The 18,138-nt window shown below is 59.4% G+C and carries 14 protein-coding genes and 1 pseudogene; 14 read left to right on the forward strand and 1 reads right to left on the reverse strand.

What is annotated here, in order from left to right; translation table 11 throughout:
* Nucleotides 1-257: 257 nt before the first annotated feature.
* From BLR16_RS10835 to BLR16_RS10845, 3 genes and pseudogenes are all read left to right on the forward strand, one after another.
* Nucleotides 258-752: a CesT family type III secretion system chaperone gene (locus BLR16_RS10835; protein ID WP_074805933.1), complete on the forward strand. Its 495-nt coding sequence runs from the start codon at nt 258-260 to the stop codon at nt 750-752.
* Nucleotides 749-2,906 (forward strand): annotated as a pseudogene (locus BLR16_RS10840) (restriction endonuclease). The gene BLR16_RS10835 and the pseudogene BLR16_RS10840 overlap by 4 nt, the downstream one beginning before the upstream one ends.
* 98 nt (nt 2,907-3,004) lie before the next feature.
* Nucleotides 3,005-3,394 (forward strand): type III secretion system chaperone, encoded by a 390-nt coding sequence (locus BLR16_RS10845; protein WP_003433480.1) that lies wholly within the window; start codon nt 3,005-3,007, stop codon nt 3,392-3,394.
* Between the two features lie 61 nt (nt 3,395-3,455).
* Here the strand turns inward: BLR16_RS10845 and BLR16_RS10850 are convergent, their stop codons facing one another.
* Nucleotides 3,456-8,825, reverse strand: a complete 5,370-nt coding sequence (locus BLR16_RS10850) for an AvrE-family type 3 secretion system effector (protein ID WP_074805645.1) — start codon at nt 8,823-8,825, stop codon at nt 3,456-3,458.
* A gap of 218 nt (nt 8,826-9,043) precedes the next feature.
* Here BLR16_RS10850 and BLR16_RS10855 point away from each other — a divergent pair, with 218 nt between their 5' ends.
* From BLR16_RS10855 to BLR16_RS10905, 11 genes are all read left to right on the forward strand, one after another.
* Nucleotides 9,044-10,582 (forward strand): lytic transglycosylase domain-containing protein, encoded by a 1,539-nt coding sequence (locus tag BLR16_RS10855; protein WP_074805642.1) that lies wholly within the window; start codon nt 9,044-9,046, stop codon nt 10,580-10,582.
* A 1,075-nt stretch (nt 10,583-11,657) separates the two neighbouring features.
* A complete protein-coding gene (gene hrpR, locus BLR16_RS10860) occupies nt 11,658-12,602 on the forward strand; it encodes a transcriptional regulator HrpR (protein WP_072365606.1) in 945 nt (314 codons plus the stop codon).
* 45 nt (nt 12,603-12,647) lie between these two features.
* On the forward strand, nt 12,648-13,556 hold the full coding sequence (gene hrpS, locus BLR16_RS10865) for a transcriptional regulator HrpS (RefSeq protein ID WP_003365153.1): 909 nt from the start codon (nt 12,648-12,650) through the stop codon (nt 13,554-13,556).
* Nucleotides 13,557-13,648: 92 nt separating this feature from the next.
* A complete protein-coding gene (locus BLR16_RS10870; RefSeq protein WP_003314134.1) occupies nt 13,649-13,975 on the forward strand; it encodes a type III secretion system major pilin HrpA in 327 nt (108 codons plus the stop codon).
* Nucleotides 13,976-14,027: 52 nt separating this feature from the next.
* A complete protein-coding gene (hrpZ, locus tag BLR16_RS10875) occupies nt 14,028-15,053 on the forward strand; it encodes a type III secretion system effector HrpZ (protein ID WP_074805640.1) in 1,026 nt (341 codons plus the stop codon).
* 27 nt (nt 15,054-15,080) lie between these two features.
* Nucleotides 15,081-15,455, forward strand: a complete 375-nt coding sequence (sctI, locus tag BLR16_RS10880; RefSeq protein ID WP_003314135.1) for a type III secretion system inner rod subunit SctI — start codon at nt 15,081-15,083, stop codon at nt 15,453-15,455.
* An 8-nt stretch (nt 15,456-15,463) separates the two neighbouring features.
* A complete protein-coding gene (gene sctJ, locus BLR16_RS10885; RefSeq protein ID WP_003433474.1) occupies nt 15,464-16,270 on the forward strand; it encodes a type III secretion system inner membrane ring lipoprotein SctJ in 807 nt (268 codons plus the stop codon).
* Complete coding sequence (locus BLR16_RS10890) at nt 16,270-16,797, forward strand: hypothetical protein (protein ID WP_003365149.1); 528 nt, start codon at nt 16,270-16,272, stop codon at nt 16,795-16,797. The genes sctJ and BLR16_RS10890 overlap by 1 nt, the downstream gene beginning before the upstream one ends.
* Nucleotides 16,798-16,830: 33 nt before the next feature.
* Nucleotides 16,831-17,412 (forward strand): type III secretion system stator protein SctL, encoded by a 582-nt coding sequence (gene sctL / locus BLR16_RS10895; protein WP_054080718.1) that lies wholly within the window; start codon nt 16,831-16,833, stop codon nt 17,410-17,412.
* Nucleotides 17,413-17,495: 83 nt separating this feature from the next.
* The gene (locus tag BLR16_RS10900) at nt 17,496-17,720 is read left to right on the forward strand and encodes a type III secretion protein (RefSeq protein ID WP_003314139.1); all 225 of its coding nucleotides are present in this window, start codon (nt 17,496-17,498) and stop codon (nt 17,718-17,720) included.
* Nucleotides 17,698-18,138, forward strand: a complete 441-nt coding sequence (locus BLR16_RS10905) for a type III secretion system protein HrpG (RefSeq protein WP_003415377.1) — start codon at nt 17,698-17,700, stop codon at nt 18,136-18,138. Before BLR16_RS10900 ends, BLR16_RS10905 begins: the two co-directional genes overlap by 23 nt.

An 18,138-nucleotide genomic window follows, 5' to 3' on the forward strand; every position in this document is an offset into this window, starting at 1 on the left:
GGATTTACCGGCGTTGATCGCCGCGTCCTTGTCGGGCTCTATAGGTCGATGAGGACTCTGCCTTGGCGTTGCCCGAAGTGAGTGGCAACACGGTGGGATGGGTTCCCGTTTGTGTGCGTTGACTGGCGATGATCCCGATGTACGTGTCTGGAGAGGCAGACTCGCCCCAAGGAACCAAAACACCTTGCCCTCCGACTCAGTGCGCGCACGCCAGCAAAAAAATGGTGTGGACCCACATCGCACTCAGAGGCCGTGAAATGAACAAAAATGATGAGTATCAAACGCTTATAAATGAGATTTGCGCGCTCAGCCTGATCTCCGAACCCGAACGTTTTTACGAGTCAGCCAATTTCAAAATCAGCGACGTCGACTTCACACTTCACTATCAGGATCGCGACGAGGGGCGTGCGATTCTGATCTACGGGGATATGGGCGCGTTGCCCGCGCGCAATCGCTACAGCGCATTGCTGGCGTTGATGGACATCAACTTTCATATGTTTTCGGGTGCCCACAGCCCGGCTTTCTCCTGGAATGCCCAGACCGGCCGAGTGCTGCTGATGGGATCGATAGGCCTTGAACGAGCGACAGCCGAGGGCGTGCTGTTGTTGATGAAGTCCTTTGCCGACCTGGCCAGAGAGTGGCGCGAACACGGTTTCATGGGACCGGTGGGCACTGCGGGTGCCCCGCTCAATATGCCCGCTTCCAAGGCAACCATGCGTGATAATCCTGCGAGCGCCGGGAGGTTCCAATGATCGGCACACGAGTCGGCGGATCAGGCAGTACCGAGATCGTTCAGGCGAACCAGCCGCAGCCATCTGCCGCTGTCGCCCAGGCTCATCCACACGCGGTAAGCCCGGGCAGCAACCCGCCGCTGACCGCCAGCCAGTCGGCCGCGCAGGCGCCGGAAAGCTCGGCGGCCGGCGCCGCTCGCCTGCCAGTCGCGCCGCGACATCTGCCGATTTTGCAGAAGTTTCGTGCCGAACAGCCCACCGTACAAGGCACTTCCACACCGACTATCAGCTCTAACGCGGCCCTGCTGATCGGCAGTTTGTTGCAGTCTGAAAAGCTGCCCTTCGAAGTCATGGCCGCCCGGTTGGCGCCTGAGCGTTATGAGTTGAAACAGTTTCATGGCTCCGACTTGCAGCAAACGCTCGGACGATTCGCTGAGCCAGGGCATGTGCCAGGCAAGGCCGAGACCGAGCAACTGATCAAGGGCTTTGCCCAGTCGCTCGCAGACCAGCTGGAACACTTCCAGCTCATGCACGACGCGACGGCTGATGGATTCGGCCCCGGAGGGCTGCGCGACCGCAACACGCTGGCGGTCAGTCAGGCGGCGCTGGGCGAATACGCCGGTCGGGCGAGTAAGTCCATCGAAGCGGGGTTGAACCACAGTCTCGCGGTGCTGGATGAACGCATCGCCGCACTGGACAGTCAATTGGAGGGCGCCAATGAGGGCAGCAGACCGGGTCTGCTGATGGATAGACAGGCGCTGGAAACGGCCAGAGCGATGCTGAGCGACTTGCACGCCGACTTCTGCAAATCGCCTGAAGCCAAGCGGCTGAATGCCGTTGCCGCTCACACGCAAATGGATGCTCTGATCGACAAGCTGAACGTTGATCGCAACTCGGTCGGCGGCTGGAAGGGGGGTCGGTCCGATCGTCGCGGCAGCGGTGCCGCAGTTTATGGTGTCCATGCTCCACCTGGGGTATATCCGTACGGCCACCGGTGACGCGATGAAAGATGCCGTTCCCGGAAAGAGCGCCGACGCCAGCATGAAGAGGGCCCTGGCCGTAGGACTGACTGCCGGCGTGGCTCATGAGGGCATTACCAATCTGTTGAAGCCGGTCGTGCAGGCCGGGTTTCAGAAAACCGGCCTCAATGAGCGGCTGAATATGGTACCGCTCAAGGGGATTGATACCGACTCGGTGATTCCCGACCCTTTCGAGTTGAAGAACGACAACGGCGCACTGGTCAGAAAAACACCTGAAGAAGCCGCTGAGGACAAAGCCTTCGTCGAAAGCGAGCGAGCGGTTTTGAATCAGAAAAAGGTTCAGGTTTCGTCCACCCACCCACTGGGTGAGATGATCCCCTACGGTGCCTTTGGTGGCGGGCAGGCGGTACGCCAGATGCTGAATGATTTCAATCTGCTCAATGGCCAGACCCTGTCGGCCAGAGCGGTGACCTCCGGGATCGCCGGGGCCATATCAGCCACCACCCAGACCATTGCACAGCTGAACTCGACCTATGTCGATCCGCGCGGACGCAAGATCCCGGTCTTCACCCCGGACCGCGCCAATGCCGACCTGGGCAAGGACCTGGCCAAAGGCCTGGACCTTCGCGAGCCGGCGGTACGCACCGCGTTCTACAGCAAGGCTGTTTCAGGTGTGCAGAGCGCAGCGCTGAACGGCGCGCTACCACCGGTGGCAGTCCAGCCCGAAGGTACATCCGGCACGCTCAGCGCGGGTAATATCCTGCGCAACATGGCGCTGGCGGCAACCGGTTCGGTGTCGTACCTGTCGACCCTGTATGCCAACCAGTCGGTTACGGCCGAGGCCAAGGCCTTGAAAGAGGCGGGCATGGGCGGCGCCACGCCAATGGTAGCCCGCACTGAAACCGCCCTGAGCAACATCCGCCATCCGGACAGAGCTTCACTGCCGCATACGTTCCAGCCAGCTACCCTGGGTGGCGTCCCCAGAGCCGTGGAAAACGCCTATCACATGGCCAGGGGTGCGCTGCAATTACCGACCCAGGTGGTGGTCGATACGGCGCGTGTCGTGGAAGACGGCGTAGCAAGCGGCGTGTCCTCGTTGCGCGATGCGCTCAAACCAGCGGAAACATCATCGCCAGCAGTTGATGACGCCGCTGCTGTCGAACTGACGGCGATGGAGGAGGGGCGCCGACGCTGACGAAAGCAACCAGGGCTGAGCCTTTCTTTTGGAACCGACAGCGCCAGGCAGCCACTCACTGCCTGGTCAGCTCAGGCTTTTCTTAAAGGACTATGACGATGAATACCTCGCAACATGAGTTTTCCCGTTTCATCACTGCGCTGGGTACCCAGCTTGGCACTTCGCTTACCTGGCAGAACGGGGTATGCGCGCTATATGACGGCCAGGATAACGAAGCCGCCGTCATCGAGCTGCCCGAGCACAGTGAAATGGTCATCTTTCATTGCCGCGTCGGGCGCTGCCCTGAACGCACTGCCGATTTGCAGCATTTGTTGAGCCTGAACTTCGATGTCGCCCGTTTGCACGGTTGCTGGTTTGCCGTCGATCAGGGCGATGTACGCCTGTGTGCGCAACGTGAGCTGGTGTCGCTCGATGAGCCAGCCTTTTGCGACGTGACGCGTGGCTTTATTGCTCAGGCACGCGAAGCCCGCGCATTTCTGCACGCCTGAGCAGACGGGTATGCACGCAAAAGCGCCGCTTCCATGCGGCGCTTTTGCGTTGTTTCAGCTATCAGCTTTTGACTTCGAAGCCCGACAGCTTCAACTCGCCTGCCGCCTCTTTCAGCGATGCCGAGGGCCGCGACAGCTCCCCGTCGAACGTGTAGCCGATGGGTTTGTCCTGGTCTTCGCCATAGATGAAATTGATTCGCCCGAGGGTCTTGTTCACGCTCAACGACGCACCGCTGTTGTAGCTGATCAGTGGCGTGGGTGACGTGAAGTTCTCGGTCTGCGGTGGCGCATGGAACACCACCAGCCTTTTGATCCTCATGTTGTTGCGATTTTCCAGAAGGCCGGAGAGTTCGGTCTGCGTCAGCGTACCCCTGCGGCTGCCTTCGTCGATCTCGTCGATCAGCGAGTCTTTTGGTTCAAGGCGTACCCGGGCGAGGGTGCCCTGGCTGTTTTCAAGCTGCTTGACCATGGCGCTGAGCGTCGGGTCCTGACGCATGTACTCGGCGACCCTGGCGGCGTTGCCGGGCGCACTGGCTTCGCGTATCGAACCCATGATTCTGGTGAGGATGCTTTCCTTGCTCAGGCCGGACAGGTTGGTCTTGCTGGTTTCGAAGCGGGCATTGTCCAGCACGCTGTGATTGCTGATCGACGCTTCGTGTTGCACGGCCGCCCGTTTCAGGTCTCGAAGCGCCTTGTATTGCGTGTCGTTCTGCGACGGTCTGTCGGCGAACAGCGCTGTGAACCCGTCAAGTCGTGCCTGAATGGCCTGCTCAGGGTTCATGTCGGCGTAAAGCGCGTTCAGCGGATCCTGCAGCGCTGCAAGCCTGGCTGTCGTGGCTTTATCCTTGAAGGCTGCAGCGAGACTTTTCGACAGTTTGTCCAGGCTCTCGGTGCTCATCGGGGTCGCTACGTTAAAGCGGAACTTGACCCGTTTGACGGTTTTGTCATCGATGGTCACGTTCGCTGCGACGCCCAGGTTATTGGCCGCCGATTGAGTCGCTGGCGTCGGCCCGGCAGCGGAGGCCGGGGTCGCTGTGGCGTTGGTGTGCGTGCCACCGATCTGCCCGCGCGCCTGCCCGCCGAAGATCAGACTGTTGAAAAAGCGCGGCCGGTTCTTGCCGCCTTCGCGCAGTTCTGTCTTGTCGTTCTTCTGGGTCAGGGAGTAATCGGTGTAGCTCAGCAGGTTGACCGTGACATTCGCCGCCACGCCCAGACGCGCAACTGCGGAGAGCGGCGCGCTGTCGGCCTCCGACAGACCGAAGCCGACGCGCATATCAGCGCTGAAGCCTGTCGTGATATCGAAATTGAAGCGGCGCGCTTCATAGGTTTCGTGGTCCTTGACCTTGTTCAACAGCTGCAAGGGGTTGAGCTTGCCTTCGAACAGATCATCGACGAACCCGTCGATTTCGTCGTCCGCCACATTGAAGATCACCCCGGCACGCTGGCTGGCGGCAGCGGTTGCGGTCACGTCTCCGCCAAGACGGAAGTTCGGGGTCATCTTGCGGTTGTTGCCGATATCGACGCTGCGGGCTGGGTGGTTGTCGTCGAAGAAGCCAGGCCAGTAGTCCTTGCGGCCGCCCACGCCGCCGCTGATATTTCCGGCCGCTTCTCTCATCAGGTACAGGGTCACGCCACCTTCGCAGCGTTCGGCACTGAAGAGGTAGTTGCGATTGCCGGTAGCGCCGGCGGTCGGCCACGGGCCTGTCGACTTGTCGGCAAGGACGGCGAACGGGCTGGTGAGGTTCAGCCCGTAACTGCGTTGCACGCCGATTTCATCGTCGCCATGCTCCAGGTTTTTGAGCATGGCCTTGAGCGTGTCGGCCAGTTCGGACTGATCCTGGCTGCCGGTTGCCGCGCGCATATTGACGCTGACAGCGTGGTCGGATTTCTTGAGCGCGTTCGAGAACGCCTTGACTGCGTCATACGCGCCTTCCAGTGCTGCGTTATCGGTAAAGCCCATGTCGGTGACCTGCTTGACCGGGTTCTCGCCATAGGTCACATCGCGTAACGAGGTCAATTCCGCTTGCAGCCTGGGCAGGTCGCTGCTGCGTGTCAGCAGCTCAACCTTGCTGATCAGCGCACCGAGGTCTTTCAGGGTGACCAGATCCAGCGCCAGGCGGGCCTTGCTCAGCCCGTGATCTTCATTGGCATCGCGGCGTTGACCCAGACCGATATCGGTTTTGGTGTGAGAAAGCTTTACCCCGTTGTCTTTCAGCCGCTTGAGCGTTGCGGCCGTTGGGTTTTCTGCGGACGGGGCGACCCGGGTCAGTGCGTTATCCAGCTCATTGACGAAATCATGGCCGGAGCTTTTGAAGTTGAGCATCGACCCCAGTTCAGCCAGCTTCTTGCCTAGCTGAGTGCGTTTCGACGACTTTGCCAATTCGCTGTGCTGGTTGAGCACGCCGTCGTTCTGCCTCAGGTTTTTGAGCTTGCCGTAATCCTTGCCGATGTTCTCCAACGCGGTCCTGGCGTGCTTCTCCAGTTCGTCGCGGAATACTTCCAGTTCTTTTGCCAGCTCAGCGCCTTCAGGGCCAAGCTGCAGGCGCGCAATTCGCGCCTTCAGATCGTTGCCCGGGGTCGGCGGTGCGCCGCCGGCTTCATGAATCAGTTCAAGTTGTTTGAACGCGATCAGCTCTTTCTTGTAGAGCTCCTTCAGGCCCTCGCGACCATGGTAGCGATGCTGGATGTTGTTGCCGACGTTCTTCATCCAGCGAGGCGGTTCCAGCGTGTGCTTGTAGACATTGGCCCGAATAGCCTCGCTGGCGGCGGGACGATTGCTTTTCTCCATGCCGCTGCGCCCGAATGCATTGATGTCCAGCTTGGCCGTCAACCCGGTGCCTGGAATCCGCCAGGTCTTGTGCGCTCGCGTGATGCGATTGTAGACGTCGTTCAAGCCGTTTTTTTCCACGGGACGCTGTTCGAACGCTTGCCACTGCCCCTCTTTCAGTTGCATCAGGCCTTGACCGGCGGCGTCCTCGACCTGGACGCTCAAGCGATTGTCATCATTGCTGTACAGCGCTTTGACCGGTTGCCCGTCAGGTGCTGCGAGCGGCGTCCATTTGGCGGCCAACTGGCCTCCGAATCGGGTTGCCTGCCATGCCTCTCTGGGCATGCAGTAAAGCTTGCCGGTGCTGCTCAGTGTGTAAAGGTTGTGCTTTTCGTCCAGGGCCAGTTCCTTGATATCGCCCTCGATTACGGACGTATCCAGATCAATGGGTTTGTGGTCCTTGCTATGGGCCGTCAGCCTGTTCTGATCATCGAGCACAACAAAGCGCTTGTCGCTGACCATGGCAAAGGCGGTCACGACCCGATTCTCCAGCCCTGCGATTTCCTTGCCCATCGCCACCTTGGTCGAGCGTGCTATCTGGGCCAGCGCCGTATTGTGGTCGAAGGCGACATTGGGGTGCTTAGGGGCCACATCCAGCCTGAGCAGCTTGCCACCTTTCAATACGTAGGCGTTGCTGTCGGCACCGCGTTGCAAGCGATCCACCTCCTTGATGCCAGCATCTTTCCAGCACTGTGGCGTCGCATCCCAACGCTGGATACGACCGGCGCTCAGGCCGACCAGCCCGGCACGGTCGAGGTGCAGGCGGTCGGCACCGGTAGGTGCTGGCATAACCGTCAGGCCGCGTGTGTTGTCCAGTACCAACGCATTGGTCAGGTTCCAGCCGCTTTCCAGTTTCGTACCCTGCTCATCGAGCGCATGGGAGTGCACCTCGCCCTGACGATTCCTGATCAGCGCGTGCACGCGACCGTCATCGCCACTGATGAATCCGCTGACGCTGTTGTGGCCGCCCATGGGTTGATCGTCCAGCCTGTAGCCGGCCCGCTCCGGCATCAGGCGCAACATCGGGTCGTTGCTTTCGAAGGCGCTGCGATCAGTGCTGTAAAGCCTGCCCTGCGTGTCTGCAATAAATAGCCTGTCGTTGCTCAGGGCAACTTCGGCGGCCTGTGCCTGACCACCGTCGAGTTCAAGGGCTTTGGTTTTTTTCGGGGTCAGCCCACCAATCACCGGACTCATGTCGGCCAGCAGGACGGTCTGCACGTCCGAGCCGCTGAGCAGTGCCGCGGTATCGTCAGGGGCAACCGAAAATGACTTCAGGTCGTTGAACTCGGCGTGCGGCATGAACGGGCTGGAGAGATCGACGACGACATCGTCACTTTTGGCGTAGACCGAGCCGTTGCCTCCGGTTATCAGGCGGTTGAAAGCGATGTCCTCGATATCATCCACTGGTTTCCAGCGAGCGGCGAGCGGTTCGAACTGGTACAGCCGGTCTTCATGCACGCGCAGGCGGTCGCCGCTGGTGGTCTGATGGACCTCGGTGAGGTGGGCGATATGGGCCTTGCCTGGCAACTCCTGGCTGCGCCGCCCGTCAAGGGTGTCGAGATGAATGTGGTTTTCTTCACGCTGCATGTTCACCGGCGGAGGTTTCCCGCCTGCTACCGGCAGTGTGGGCTCGCTGCTGCGGATGACGGCCAGCGAGCTGTCGTCCTGCGCCAGATGCAGCAGATGCCCGTTGGCTTGCAGAAGTTGGTGGCCCTGCGCGCCTTGCTCACTCTGCTGCGCCAGATAGGTTTGTCCGGGCTTGGCGAGTATGTCGTCCAGCAGCGCGGCCATGCCGGGCGTCTTGAACGAAGAGAAATCCGGCTTGCCGTCGGCACTCAGCCTGACAGTGGCCTGTGGTTGCGCATTGCGTAGCCGTTGCTCGCTCCTGAGCGCGGAGCGCCCGCTGGTGCCAGGTTCCAGACCGGGGTTGCGCGGCGCAAGCGGCTCTTCAGGATCGTCGGCTTTGGTGCCGGAACTGCTTGCCGTGTTCGTGTCGACAGGTTGCATTGACTGGCGTGTACCATCGGAGCCTTGCAGGCGGCTGCCAGGGTTACGGCGTTCGCGCATAGCGCTGGCGACCGCCTCTTCGTCAGTCATGGGCTCTGCGGAGAGCTGCTGCGAAGCGCTGTGTGTGAGCTGATCCTGCGGAAGATTGAATGTGACACGGCGATTGTTACGGGGGGCAGTGCCTGTCCGCGTCGATCCTTCTTCTATTTCATGCGTCGTCGTCCCTGACGCGTTTGCCCTGTTCGCACTGGTGCGCAGAATGGACTTGGGAGGCTGGTCGCTGCGCGGCGCCGGGTTATCCTGCAAATGATTGCCACGACCGGTATTTCTGCCGGCCTCGCGACTGGAGCGCGGCGCCGAGCTTGAGGGTGTTTGTGTACTGGGCGATCTGGCGGCCGACTGACGGGGTGCCCTGGATTTCTGGAAAACCTTGCCGACGCTTTTCAGCAGCCGTTTTCCCATGCTCCCCAGGGAATGTGAGGAGCGCTGGGTCGGCTGTTCAGTTTGCTGCCGCAGATTTGAAGGGTTGTCGGCTCTTGCTGTTGCTTCTGGCGAAATGACGTTACCGGAATTGCGGTTGACCGTTGGTGCCTGCACGGTGCATCTCCCTTTCCATTTGCCGCCCGACGACGGCGATTTTGTAACCCTTTGAAAAGTCCTTCAGCTTCTGTGTGGCATGGGAAAGGCACCGGTTCCACAGAAAAACAGCTGGCTGAAACGTTTCAGGCTTGTGCGTACGCAAGCGAAATACGCGTTGCAGGGAACTGGAAAGGCGGGCGTGCCACGTAGGGGGACACGTTCAGGACATTCCGCACATGGCCGCCGTTGCCCTCCACGTTTCGTCTCCTCGTTTGCTGGCTCGTTCGATACAGATCGCCGTCCTGGCCTTGGGGTCGCTGTGTGTGGGCTGTCAGTCAGTCGATGACTCACAGCCGCGCCTGGACCGCTTACCGCGACTGGTCGCCGGGCTGGGGCATCGCTCTGACGACGCGCAGGCAAACCCTCTGGCTGCAACGACTGTTTCCGATTTGCCCGTCTACAACGGCGAGGACGTTTGGCAACGGGTAGCGCAGCGATGCCGGCTGGTGGACGGGCAGGGCGTCAATGAACGTATTGCTCGTCAGCGTGACTGGCTGCTGAACAATAGGGGCTTCCTGACCGGGGCCAGCAAGCGCGCCACGCCTTATCTGCATTTCATTGTCGAGCGCCTGGATGAGCGCAACATGCCATTGGAACTGGCACTCTTGCCCATGATCGAGAGCTCCTACAATCCCTTGGCCAACTCCCCGGCGGCGGCAGCGGGCCTCTGGCAGTTCATCCCGTCCACCGGTCGCCAGTTCAACTTGAACCAGAGCGCTACCTACGACGCCCGCCGCGATGTCGTAGCGTCAAGCAAGGCGGCGATGGATTATCTGACTCGCCTGCATGATCAGTTCAATAACGACTGGCTGTTGGCACTGGCGGCCTATAACGCAGGCGAGGGTACGGTTGTACGAGCGATCGACGCCAACCGTCGGCGTGGCTTGCCTGTCGACTACTGGCATTTGAATTTACCCCGCGAAACCCAGGACTACGTTCCGCGCCTGCTGGCACTCTCGCTGGTGGTGCGTAATCCAGGCGCCTATGGCGTGCAACTGACGCCGGTCGCCAACATGCCGTATTTCGATGTGGTTGAGCTCAACCACACGGTAGACCTGACTCAGCTCGCCGCCACCACCGGGGTAGATGAGGCGCAGTTGTTGCGCCTCAACCCGGCATTCCTGCGAAAAAAGACCCCGGATGGGCCGGGACGCTTGCTGATTCCCAAGACCCACACGCAGGTTTTGACTGCTGGTATCGAGCGGATCACCGGAGAGTCGCCGACAACCGCTGTCATCCCGCCCAGCCCTGGAAAGCGCGTGCTCGAGCGTCAGCCATCGTCGCAGGTGGCCGAGCGCGCTCCGACGCCTGGACCGTTGCACGCAGCAGCGCGCGAGCAGACCGTAGGCCTGATGCAGGTTCTTGGGCGGGAGCCGGCACCGGAATCGGTGCAACCGGTCAGACGTGAACCTCAACCGAAAGTGGTGCAGGTTGCCAGGCAGGAACCCTTGCCCGGCGCCGCGCAACCCGTTAACGCTGCCGAGCGGGTGCCTGTATCCGACCCCATCCAGCCTGAGCGTCTGGCGTCGTCGCAGGCGACACAGCTTGAATCGCAAAACGAGCGTTCGTTACTGGACCGCCGGATACAAAAGAGGCTGTACATCGATGACCGTTCGTCGCCACGCAAGCGCGACGAGATCGCGTACCGCGATAAGCCGCGTGAGCTGCCGAACGGTCCTCGTGTCGTGGTGTACGCGAGCGATCCACGCCAATAACCTCTCGATTTTTTTCTCCTGAGCCCTTAAAGCACCTGAAAATTGACCTTTTTTAGTGCTTTTTCGCGTTTTCAGTGTGTATCCGAAATCCTCGGAGGCAGAATTTTGCTCCTTTTTTTGCCGTTATAGGGGCGTAAAAAGGGCGGCTGACCGACCTGCACCAGATATGTTTCTCAATGGATCATGCAAACTTTGTAAAGAATTGTAAGTAAATACTTACACATATTTTGAAACAATCTCAGTGATGATGAGGTATCAGCGCTGCTTATGGAGGGAAAAGTTCACAGCGCCATAATCCTTGATTGCCAGATTGTCCTACAGTGAATCCTTTCAGCCGATTAGCCATTTTCAGAACCTGACAATCTAAATTCTGAAAAGGCGACGCGTTCGGATTACCGAATGCAGGTGTGGCAAAAAGCTATCGCGAGATGGGCCCAAGAAATGGGGGGATTCTGGATCCAACCAAATCAGCGATGTCGCACTGTTCGGAAATCCGACTGATAACTTGGTTGTATCCGCCCAGTTATCGGGCATTGTTTTGCAGTCCGGCACTTTATATTCGAACGTGTGGAGCAGGTTGGACATTGACAGGTTTATGCCTGAGTTTGTTAGTTGTAATGTTATTGAAAGTTAATCTATTAAGTGCATGTGCTTTATTCTTTTGGTTTGATCGATTTTTACTGTTGCAAAGAACTCACGCGTTGCGGCACACCGTGCAGGGGCATCGAAGTTCATGGGGTGGCTAACTGTTTTTTCTACGATTGGCAAGTTACAAATTTTTCGATTTCATTATGGCTCCTGATCGGGCATGCGCCCGGATCCCCAGCAGCTGTGGGGCCTGCGGCGATGCTTGGCCAGCGTAAGTCTATGATAATTTTGGAATAAGTATATATTAATAAGGTCATGTAAAAGCGCGTTCGCTATACCGAGTGAATCTTAAGGTGCTGGCGCTACTTGATAGTGATTCTCGAGTTTGTGAAATTTTTTACCATCGTTGGGGAACTAAATTACTATAGGTGTGCCTTGTAAGACGTGGTATTAATATTCCGCCTTCCTCCCGCTATGAGAGTGATCGATGAGCACAGACATTGATAACGACGTTCGAACGCGTTGGAACGTAACTGCATTATCGGCTGGTCATCAAATTGCAATGCACAGTGCGCTACTGGATATGGACTTGCTTCTTTGCGGGGAAACCGGCACCGGCAAAGACACCCTGGCCAGCCGGATTCACGAGCTGTCGAGCAGGACAGGGCCCTTTGTCGGCATGAACTGTGCGGCCATCCCCGAGTCGTTGGCAGAGAGTCAGCTATTCGGCGTGGTCAATGGTGCGTTCACCGGCGTGTGCCGCGCTCGCGAGGGCTACATCGAAGCCTCCAACGGCGGCACCCTCTATCTGGACGAAATCGACAGCATGCCGTTGAGCCTTCAGGCCAAGCTCCTGCGCGTGCTGGAAAGCAGGGGGGTCGAGCGGCTGGGCTCGACCGACTTCATACCCCTGGATCTGCGAGTGATCGCCTCGGCCCAGCGCCCGCTGGATGAACTGGTGGAACAAGGACTTTTTCGTCGTGACCTGTTTTTCAGGCTCAATGTGCTGACACTGCAGTTGCCAGCCTTGCGCAAGCGTCGCGAGCAGATTTTGCCATTGTTCGACCAGTTCACCCAGGACATCGCCGCAGAGTGTGGCCGCTCCGCTCCAACGCTCGACAATGGGCGTGTACAGATCCTGTTGAGTCATGACTGGCCCGGCAACGTGCGCGAACTGAAGTCCGCTGCCAAGCGATTTGTCCTCGGATTGCCGTTGCTGGGCGCCGAGCCGGTCGAAGCGCGTGACCCGGTAACAGGACTGCGCATGCAGATGCGCGTCATCGAGAAAATGCTCATCCAGGATGCCTTGAAGCGGCATCGCCACAATTTCGACGCTGTGCTAGAGGAACTCGAACTGCCCCGGCGGACCCTCTACCACCGCATGAAAGAGCTGGGGGTTGCTTCGCATATCGACCTGGCAGCCGAGTCCTGAATCGCCGCTGCGCTCGCGCAACGCCGATGCCATTGGAGTCATGAAATGAATCTCGATGATGAGTTTGACGATGACCTGGATGCGGAGCGCGTACCCAATCTGGGGATCGTTGCCGAAAGTATTTCGCAGCTCGGCATCGATGTCTTGCTGTCGGGCGAAACCGGCACCGGTAAAGACACCACTGCCCGGCGCATTCACAACATGTCCGGGCGCCAGGGGCGCTTCGTACCGATGAACTGCGCGGCCATTCCGGAATCGCTCGCCGAGAGCGAGCTGTTCGGGGTGGTGAGTGGAGCCTACACCGGCGCGGACCGTTCTCGAATGGGCTACATCGAAGCGGCGCAGGGTGGAACCTTGTATCTGGATGAGATCGATAGCATGCCGCTCGCCCTCCAGGCCAAGCTGCTGAGGGTGCTTGAAACCCGAGCACTGGAGCGTCTGGGCTCGACCTCCACGATCCACCTGGATATCTGTGTGATTGCGTCGGCTCAGGCCTCTCTGGACGATGCCGTCGAAGAGGGGAAGTTTCGGCGCGACCTGTACTTTCGCCTGAACGTGCTGACCCTCAAACTGCCGCCGCTGCGCGATCAGCCCGAGCGTATCCTGCCGTTGTTTACTCGGTTTGTGGCGGCGTCGGCCAAAGAACTGAACGTCGCGATTCCCGATGTATGCCCGTTGCTGCAGCAGGTACTGACGGGGCATCGCTGGCCCGGCAATATCCGCGAGCTCAAGGCCGCTGCAAAGCGTCATGTGTTGGGCTTCCCCTTGCTGGGGGCTGACTCGCAGACCGAAGAGCACATGGCGTGCGGGCTCAAGTTCCAATTGCGGGCGATCGAAAAGGCCTTGATTCAGCAAGCGCTCAAGCGCCACCGCAATTGCATCGACGCGGCCAGCCTGGAGCTCGATATTCCACGTCGTACGCTCTACCGTCGCATCAAGGAATTGAGCATCTGATTTTTTGCAGAAGATCTGGAACCGATTCGCGGACACATGCCACCTAGCTGTACCAAGCAATTACGCTGGTACAGACGAAGGGGTATGACGTTATGACTATCATGAGTTCTCTGGCGGGTGCGGGTCGCGGTGTAGTCAACACGATCGGTGGTGCCGCTCAGGGCATCAACAGCGTAAAGAGCAGCGCCGACCGTAATGCTGCACTGGTGAGCAACACCGGCAGCACTGACAGCATCGACGCTACTCGCTCCAGCATCAGCAAAGGCGATGCAAAAAGTGCCGAGCTTGACGGCACCGCGAACGAAGAGAACGGCCTGCTCCGCGAGTCGAGCATGCTGGCGGGCTTTGAGGACAAGAAAGAGGCGCTTTCCAACCAGATCGTCGCAAGCAAGATCCGGAACTCGGTCGTCCAGTTCTGATTTCTTGACGCCCCTTCATACCTGAGGGGGCTGCTACTTTTAGGAGGTTGTGATGCAGAGTCTCAGTCTTAACAGCAGCTCGCTGCAAACCCCGGCAATGGCCCTTGTCCTGGTACGTCCTGAAGCCGAGACGACTGGCAGTACGTCGAGCAAGGCGCTTCAGGAAGTTGTCGTGAAGCTGGCCGAGGAACTGATGCGCAATGGTCAACTCGACGACAGCTCGCCATTGGGAAAACTGTTGGCCAAGTCGATGGCCGCAGATGGCAAGGCGGGCGGCGGTATTGAGGATGTCATCGCTGCGCTGGACAAGCTGATCCATGAAAAGCTCGGTGACAACTTCGGCGCGTCTGCGGACAGCGCCTCGGGTACCGGACAGCAGGACCTGATGACTCAGGTGCTCAATGGCCTGGCCAAGTCGATGCTCGATGATCTTCTGACCAAGCAGGATGGCGGGACAAGCTTCTCCGAAGACGATATGCCGATGCTGAACAAGATCGCGCAGTTCATGGATGACAATCCCGCACAGTTTCCCAAACCGGACTCGGGCTCCTGGGTGAACGAACTCAAGGAAGACAACTTCCTTGATGGCGACGAAACGGCTGCGTTCCGTTCGGCACTCGACATCATTGGCCAGCAACTGGGTAATCAGCAGAGTGACACTGGCAGTCTGGCAGGGACGGGTGGAGGTCTGGGCACTCCGAGCAGTTTTTCCAACAACTCGTCCGTGATGGGTGATCCGCTGATCGACGCCAATACCGGTCCCGGTGACAGCGGCAATACCCGTGGTGAAGCGGGGCAACTGATCGGCGAGCTTATCGACCGTGGCCTGCAATCGGTATTGGCCGGTGGTGGACTGGGCACACCCGTAAACACCCCGCAGACCGGTACGTCGGCGAATGGCGGACAGTCCGCTCAGGATCTTGATCAGTTGCTGGGCGGCTTGCTGCTCAAGGGCCTGGAGGCAACGCTCAAGGATGCCGGGCAAACAGGCACCGACGTGCAGTCGAGCGCTGCGCAAATCGCCACCTTGCTGGTCAGTACGCTGCTGCAAGGCACCCGCAATCAGGCTGCGGCCTGACCGACAACCGCCTGACGGAGAACTCACGTGACCATTTCCCACCTTGGTAATGTTAAAAGCATCTCGCCGGAACTCGGGCAGGATGTGCCACAGGGGCTCGTTTCAGAACCGGCCCAGGCGGATGTCGACATCTTCACCGCTGCCACGCAGCCGGACGGCGTTTCAAGTGGAGCGCCGCTTTCCGAGCATATCGCCAGCGCAATTTCCGGCGGTCTGGGCGAAACCGAAAAAATGTCTCAGCAAGCGATGCGGTCGATGAAGAAAGCCTCCGGGACTGGAGACGCGCTGGATATCGCGGCGATGACCAGAACCTTGTCGCAATGCTCGTTGCAGACTGCGCTCACCACCAAGGTGGTGAGCAAGACTGCGCAGGCGCTCGACAAGCTGACTAACTTGCAGTAGAGGTTTCCGTGAAATTTCTGAGCGCAGGGCTGTTGCTGATTTGCATGGTGTTGCTCGGCGGCTGCAGTGATGAAACCGATCTGTTCACCGGCCTGTCCGAGCAGGACTCCAACGAGGTCGTTGCGCGCCTTGCCGATCAGCATATCGACGCGCGCAAACGTCTGGAAAAAACCGGCGTTGTCGTCACCGTCGCCACAAGCGACATGAACCGCGCCGTCAGGGTGCTCAACGCTGCCGGCCTGCCACGTCAGTCCCGCGCCAGTCTGGGGGATATCTTCAAGAAAGAAGGGGTCATTTCGACCCCGCTCGAAGAGCGCGCCCGCTACATCTATGCCCTGTCTCAGGAACTCGAAGCGACACTTTCGCAGATAGACGGCGTCATCGTGGCCAGGGTGCACGTGGTACTTCCGGAACGCATCGCACCGGGCGAACCGGTGCAACCTGCTTCTGCTGCAGTGTTCATCAAACACTCCGCAGCGCTTGACCCGGACAGCGTGCGCGGACGCATTCAGCAGATGGTCGCCAGCAGTATCCCCGGTATGTCGACGCAAGCGGCAGAATCGAAAAAGTTTTCCATTGTGTTCGTACCGGCTACCGAGTTTCAGGAAACCACACAGTGGGTCAGTTTCGGACCGTTCAAGCTGGACAGCGCCAATTTGCCGTTCTGGAACTTGATGCTCTGGCTGGTGCCGGCTGGCCTGGCGGTATTGCTGCTGATCACCGCGCTGCTGTTGCGCAGTGACTGGCGCGCTTCAGTGCTGCGGCGGATCGGCTTTGCCGGCCGGAGTCGCTCGACCGTACCGGCGCGCGCGTGATGGACCTGACCGCCGAGGACTATTGGACTCAGTGGTGGTGCAATCCCTGGCCATGGGCGCATCCGGGCTGGCAAAGCCGGTTCGCCGAGCGCTGCGGACTGACCGTCAGCGACTGTGAAGCCCTTATGGTCAGCCGTCACAGTGTGTTCCTGCAGAGTATCGGCATCACGCCAAGTCAACCGCCAATGCCTGCGGAGCCTGTTTTGAACTGGCTGGCACTGACGCCCGTGCAGCGTGATCAGGCGCTGGATCTGGCGCAGCGCATCTGTTTTTCCCGTAACGAAAGCGACGGCCATGACGGGCAGTGGTGCTGGGCGCTGACCAAAGCGTTGCGCCCCGGTGTCTGGCTGGAGCTGGAGCGTGAAGATGCGCGCTTGCTGTTGGGTGCCTGGCTCGGGCCTGAGTATTGGTCGCGATTGCGTCTGGCCTGGGCGCCCGATGAGGTCGCCGACAGACCTTGCGCGGCCCCCGAAAATAAACTTCAGACGTTGTGGCAGGCTGTTCTATGGCGTGTCACCGCGGCCTGAGTATCCGCTCCTCTCTGCACCAGGAATTCTCCCATGCTTGCCAAACGCAGTATTACTTTGACTGCCGACGCGGTGCTGCCCGAGCCGGTATTGCGCCGTGAAGACATCGCCAACAGTTTGCTGGCTCGCGACATTCTGACTGACGCGCGCCGTCAGGCTGAGCAACTGCTGGTGCTTGAGCAGGCTAAAGCCGATCATCGGCATCAGGAGGCGCTTGCGCAGTTCTGGGAGCGTGCCAATGCCTTTCTGGACGAGCTGCACGTTCAGCGCGAAGCCTTGCAGCAGCAGGCCATGACTGCTGTAGAGGAACTGCTGACTGAGGCATTGTGCCAGTTGCTCGACGAAACAACCCTTGCCGAGCGCGCTCGGGCACTGGTCAGGAACCTGGCAGCCAGTCAGCTCAACGAAGCAGTGGCCACACTCAGCGTTCATCCGGAGATGGCCGAGCCGGTCGCCGAATGGTTGGCAGAGAGCCGTTTTGCAGAGCACTGGGAGCTCAAGCGCGATGCGACGCTGACCACCGAAAGCCTGCGCCTGAGCGACGCCAACGGCGCTTTCGAAATCGATTGGGCAACCCTTCGCAATGGGCTGGCAGGCGCGGAGCCAGCTGCCTGAAACAGACTCTTGCGGCGAAAATGGAACCGCTCCACCTGTTTGCTCCACTCAAGGTTTGAACCTTTCTGCTGGAGTATCAGGACATGATAAATTTCAAATCCCTGCAAAATAACCTCGATTCCACGCTCACTCGCGCGTTGTCCGACGTGGATGACGTGCTGGACGGGGGCAATGGGCATTTCACCGCCGACGACATCGATGCCTTCAGTGAGGCGAGCCAGCAGGCTGCGGTCAGCTCCAACATCGCTGATCAATGCCAGCAGGCTGGTTATAAAATGACCAAAAATGTCATCGATGGATTTCAGTGAGTTCGAGGAGGTCGTCGGCCTGTGGCGTGATCAGCGTCCGGCGAGCCCGCTCGACTGCTGGGTCGACGACGCCAACGCACGGCTGGAAATGGTGGGTGGCGGAGTCCGTTGCAGCATCGAATTACTCGACCCCTATGACGCCAACGACCCTCAGCGTATCGAAGCATTGCTCAGTCACGGCGGTGCCAGCCTGGCGTGTGCCTGTGACGGCGCGTTCGCCATCGATCCGCAAACGCGCTGCATGGTGCTGGTCAGCTGGATGCCTGGCCCCTGCGGCCTTGCCGATCTGCTGAACCGTCTGGAAAGCCTGGCCAATCAGCGCGCGGCCTTGCTCAGCCTGATGCACACCACTCTGGTCAATTCCGTGCCCGCCTTAGCCGGGCGCACGACCCTCAATCACCGGCAACCGGGAGTTTGA

The organism is Pseudomonas sp. BS3767 (assembly GCF_900099665.1).
GTDB classification, from domain to species: domain Bacteria; phylum Pseudomonadota; class Gammaproteobacteria; order Pseudomonadales; family Pseudomonadaceae; genus Aquipseudomonas; species Aquipseudomonas cerasi.

Bases quoted from the DNA above. Each gene is read 5' to 3' on its own strand.
- BLR16_RS10835 (WP_074805933.1), top strand. From the start codon at position 258: ATGAACAAAAATGATGAGTATCAAACGCTTATAAATGAGATTTGCGCG.
- BLR16_RS10845 (WP_003433480.1), top strand. From the start codon at position 3,005: ATGAATACCTCGCAACATGAGTTTTCCCGTTTCATCACTGCGCTGGGT.
- BLR16_RS10855 (WP_074805642.1), top strand. From the start codon at position 9,044: ATGGCCGCCGTTGCCCTCCACGTTTCGTCTCCTCGTTTGCTGGCTCGT.
- hrpR (WP_072365606.1), top strand. From the start codon at position 11,658: ATGAGCACAGACATTGATAACGACGTTCGAACGCGTTGGAACGTAACT.
- hrpS (WP_003365153.1), top strand. From the start codon at position 12,648: ATGAATCTCGATGATGAGTTTGACGATGACCTGGATGCGGAGCGCGTA.
- BLR16_RS10870 (WP_003314134.1), top strand. From the start codon at position 13,649: ATGACTATCATGAGTTCTCTGGCGGGTGCGGGTCGCGGTGTAGTCAAC.
- hrpZ (WP_074805640.1), top strand. From the start codon at position 14,028: ATGCAGAGTCTCAGTCTTAACAGCAGCTCGCTGCAAACCCCGGCAATG.
- BLR16_RS10890 (WP_003365149.1), top strand. From the start codon at position 16,270: ATGGACCTGACCGCCGAGGACTATTGGACTCAGTGGTGGTGCAATCCC.
- sctL (WP_054080718.1), top strand. From the start codon at position 16,831: ATGCTTGCCAAACGCAGTATTACTTTGACTGCCGACGCGGTGCTGCCC.
- BLR16_RS10900 (WP_003314139.1), top strand. From the start codon at position 17,496: ATGATAAATTTCAAATCCCTGCAAAATAACCTCGATTCCACGCTCACT.
- BLR16_RS10905 (WP_003415377.1), top strand. From the start codon at position 17,698: ATGTCATCGATGGATTTCAGTGAGTTCGAGGAGGTCGTCGGCCTGTGG.